At 52.8% G+C, this 4,544-nt stretch carries 3 tRNA genes and 2 rRNA genes; all 5 read right to left on the minus strand.

The annotated features are described in order from the left end of the window. Positions 1–77: transfer RNA gene (locus AC5I5B_RS05265), tRNA-Met, on the minus strand. A gap of 100 nt (positions 78–177) precedes the next feature. Continuing rightward, positions 178–292 (minus strand): 5S ribosomal RNA (rrf, locus tag AC5I5B_RS05270). Positions 293–573: 281 nt separating this feature from the next. Continuing rightward, positions 574–3,460 (minus strand): 23S ribosomal RNA (locus tag AC5I5B_RS05275). A gap of 583 nt (positions 3,461–4,043) precedes the next feature. After that, a tRNA-Ala gene (locus tag AC5I5B_RS05280) sits at positions 4,044–4,119 on the minus strand. 94 nt (positions 4,120–4,213) lie between these two features. After that, positions 4,214–4,290 (minus strand) — tRNA-Ile (locus tag AC5I5B_RS05285). Between the last annotated feature and the right edge of the window lie 254 nt (positions 4,291–4,544).

Raw genomic sequence — 4,544 nt, forward strand, 5'->3', positions numbered from 1 at the left:
TGGTTGCGGGGGCAGGATTTGAACCTGCGGCCTTCAGGTTATGAGCCTGACGAGCTACCGGGCTGCTCCACCCCGCGGAATGATTTATTATAGCATAAAGGCCGCTGTTGGCGGCCTTTTGATTTGGGCTTGAAGCCCATTTTTGTGATTGAGAAGATTTTGTGTTGCGTTTTGCAGACCTGGCAGCGACCTACTCTCCCGCGTCTTGAGACGAAGTACCATTGGCGCTGGGGCGTTTCACGGCCGTGTTCGGAAAGGGAACGGGTGCAGCCGCCCCGCGATAACCACCAGGTCGGCAAAACGCAACGATTTCCATTTTTGAGATGGAAACAGTTTTCGAGAAGCTGGAGAGCCGAAGCTCTATTTAATTTAACACGTCTTTCTTTGACTGGTCCGTTTGCCTGCCTTGCTCGAGGTTGAGCGAGGCAGCCATACAGGACGCTAGTCCGTCGCGCCTTCCGGTTTTTGCTGTCAAGCAAAATACCTGTGGCGCGCGCCGTCTGCAGGGCCCTTGGCCCGTGAAGACAGAAGATGATGTCATCAAGCTTGGCTTGATGAACATGAACAATGGGAACGAAGAAGTCGATCGAGCTATTAGTAACGGTAAGCTTCACACATTGCTGTGCTTCCACACCCGTCCTATCAACGTGGTCGTCTTCCACGGCTCTGATAGGGAACACTCGTTTTCAGGTTGGTTTCCCGCTTAGATGCCTTCAGCGGTTATCCATTCCGTATATAGCTACTCTGCTATGCCCTTGGCAGGACAACAGATCCACCAGAGATACGTCCATCCCGGTCCTCTCGTACTAGGGACAGATCCTGTCAATATTCCTACACCCACGGCAGATAGGGACCGAACTGTCTCACGACGTTCTGAACCCAACTCACGTACCGCTTTAAATGGCGAACAGCCATACCCTTGGGACCTGCTCCAGCCCCAGGATGCGATGAGTCGACATCGAGGTGCCAAACAACCCCGTCGATATGGACTCTTGGGGGTCATCAGCCTGTTATCCCCGGCGTACCTTTTATCCGTTGAGCGATGGCCCTTCCACGCGGGACCACCGGATCACTATGACCGACTTTCGTCTCTGCTCGACTTGTCAGTCTCGCAGTCAGGCTAGCTTATGCCATTGCACTCGACGACCGATTTCCGACCGGTCTGAGCTAACCATCGCGCGCCTCCGTTACTCTTTCGGAGGCGACCGCCCCAGTCAAACTACCCACCATACACTGTCCCGGATCCGGATAACGGACCGCGGTTAGACATCCACGAAGATAAGGGTGGTATTTCAAGGATGGCTCCACAGAAACTGGCGTCCCTGCTTCAAAGCCTACCACCTATCCTACACATGCCTTGGCGAATGCCAGTGTAAAGCTATAGTAAAGGTGCACGGGGTCTTTCCGTCTGACCGCAGGAACCCCGCATCTTCACGGGGAATTCAATTTCACTGAGTTGATGCTGGAGACAGCGGGGAAGTCGTTACGCCATTCGTGCAGGTCGGAACTTACCCGACAAGGAATTTCGCTACCTTAGGACCGTTATAGTTACGGCCGCCGTTTACTGGGGCTTCAGTTCAGAGCTTGCACCCCTCCCTTTAACCTTCCAGCACCGGGCAGGCGTCAGACCCTATACGTCGTATTGCTACTTCGCAGAGCCCTGTGTTTTTGATAAACAGTCGCTACCCCCTGGTCTGTGCCACCCCATCATAGTTGCCTAAAATGGGGTCACGCTTCTTCCGAAGTTACGCGTGCAATTTGCCGAGTTCCTTCAACATAGTTCTCTCAAGCGCCTTGGTATACTCTACCTGACCACCTGTGTCGGTTTCGGGTACGGTCTATACGGTGGAGCTATTTCCTGGAACCTCTTCGCCGCACATTCAATCCAATAAGAATGTACAACACACGAGATCCGTCACTACCACCAGGCCCACGAATATTAACGTGGTTCCCATCGACTACGCGTGTCCGCCTCGTCTTAGGGGCCGGCTAACCCTGCTCAGATTAACTTTAAGCAGGAACCCTTGGTCTTTCGGCGAGGGAGTCTCTCACTCCCTTTATCGTTACTCATGTCAACATTCGCACTTCCGATATCTCCAGCAGCCCTCACGGGTCCGCCTTCACAGACTTACGGAACGCTCCGCTACCACTTGCATTACTGCAAATCCTCAGCTTCGGTGCATGGCTTTAGCCCCGTTACATTTTCGGCGCAAAGACCCTTATTTAGACCAGTGAGCTGTTACGCTTTCTTTAAATGATGGCTGCTTCTAAGCCAACATCCTGGTTGTTTTGGGATCCTCACATCCTTTCCCACTTAGCCATGACTTGGGGACCTTAGCTGGAGGTCAGGGTTGTTGCCCTTTTCACGACGGACGTTAGCACCCGCCGTGTGTCTGCCGACTAGTACTCCTCGGTATTCGGAGTTTGGTTAGGATCAGTAAGACGGTGAGTCCCCATAGCCCATCCAGTGCTCTACCCCCGAGGGTATTCGGTCGACGCTCTACCTAAATAGATTTCGCGGAGAACCAGCTATTTCCGAGTTTGATTGGCCTTTCACCCCTAGCCACAAGTCATCCCAATCTATTGCAACAGATACGGGTTCGGCCCTCCAGTTGGTGTTACCCAACCTTCAGCCTGCTCATGGCTAGATCACTCGGTTTCGGGTCTAATGCAACTAACTCAATCGCCCTATTCAGACTCGCTTTCGCTGCGCCTACACCTACCGGCTTAAGCTTGCTAGTTACACTAAGTCGTTGACCCATTATACAAAAGGTACGCCGTCACCCTTGCGGGCTCCGACTGTTTGTAGGCATCCGGTTTCAGGTTCTATTTCACTCCCCTCGTCGGGGTGCTTTTCACCTTTCCCTCACGGTACTTGTTCGCTATCGGTCATGCACGAGTACTTAGGCTTGGAGAGTGGTCTCCCCATGTTCAGACAGGATTTCACGTGTCCCGCCCTACTCAAGGACAATGACTGTTCTACGCGTAAGGGGCTATCACCCTCTATGGCCGACTTTTCCAAATCGTTCCGCTTTATTCATCATTGCCACTGGCCTGGTCCGCGTTCGCTCGCCACTACTTGCGGAGTCTCGGTTGATGTCCTTTCCTGCAGGTACTTAGATGTTTCAGTTCCCTGCGTTCGCTTCTTACCCCTATGTATTCGAAAGTAAGATACCTTATCACAATGCTTGGAAACCTGTTCAGTTCTGTCCTCACGGCCAAAGGCCTGCGGACGGCGCGGTGCAAAAGCACCGACGGGCTAGCGCCCTGTATGGGTAAACCCAAACAGACCATCCAGCCAACAAAACAGATTTCCCAAGCATTTAAGGTGGGTTGCCCCATTCGGAGATCCATGGATCAAAGCTTATTCGCAGCTCCCCACGGCTTTTCGCAGCGTATCACGTCCTTCTTCGCCTGTGCATGCCAAGGCATCCACCAAATGCCCTTAATTCACTTCTTCGTTCTCATTGTCTATGCTCATCATCAAGCCGTCATTCCGAAGGAATGACCGGCAGATCCGGTTACCTTTTACAACCAGATCAAGTCACGATGACATCGACGTGTTCGATACAATCCTCATATGAAGGCACGCCGGTGCACTTCGAGGTCGTATCATTAAGACCAGCTTCTCGAGATATCATCCGGTGATGCGCGGTCAGGCAACATCAATCCAGCATGTCCATCAGATGAAGGCCTAAACCTTCAAACAACAAACATGCCTCGGACAAGCGATCCTTCCTACCTCCAACCCCTCCACCAATTCCGGCCGACTAAGCCATCACACGGTTTCTCAGGGACTGGGCTCGGACGCTTCAAACCACAAGGGCTCAAAACACCTGGACGCTTCCAGACATATCTTCTCTTCACAATGTATCCAAAACAGGCATCTTTCTTAGCAAAAGATGCAAACCTTTATTTCTTCAGAAGACAATTCGCAGCAGCCGGATCAATTCTCCAGTACAGCGCGATAGCGCGTCGCCGATCGTTCGGCGCCCTCGCGGAGGGTAGGTCCGAAGGACCGCTCACCCGTGAGCGCAAATAAATGGTGGAGCTGAGCGGGATCGAACCGCTGACCCCCTGCTTGCAAAGCAGGTGCTCTCCCAGCTGAGCTACAGCCCCATCCAGCTCGATCACCCAGGTCTCATCAACCAGGCGCGGCAACAATTCGCATCAACCAACAGTCTCAACCCAAACCCTCATTCGCATATGCAAATGGTGGGCCCGGGAAGACTTGAACTTCCGACCCCACGCTTATCAAGCGTGTGCTCTAACCAACTGAGCTACGGGCCCATTCCGGTACCGGTCGATGCGGCTTTTGTCTTCTTGAAGAAAGAGAAACGTGGACGGCGAACCTCGCCATACCCGCTGTCTGCGTAGCAGATCTGCAGGCGTATTACGTTTCGATGGTCACCTGACTGGCGCCATCTATGTTCTAAAAAGCACGGGAAGGTTCATCCTGTTCTAGACAGGCGTCTTACCAATTCCACAGCTTCCTTAGAAAGGAGGTGATCCAGCCGCAGGTTCCCCTACGGCTACCTTGTTAC

The sequence above is a fragment of the Agrobacterium sp. genome (assembly GCF_059499945.1).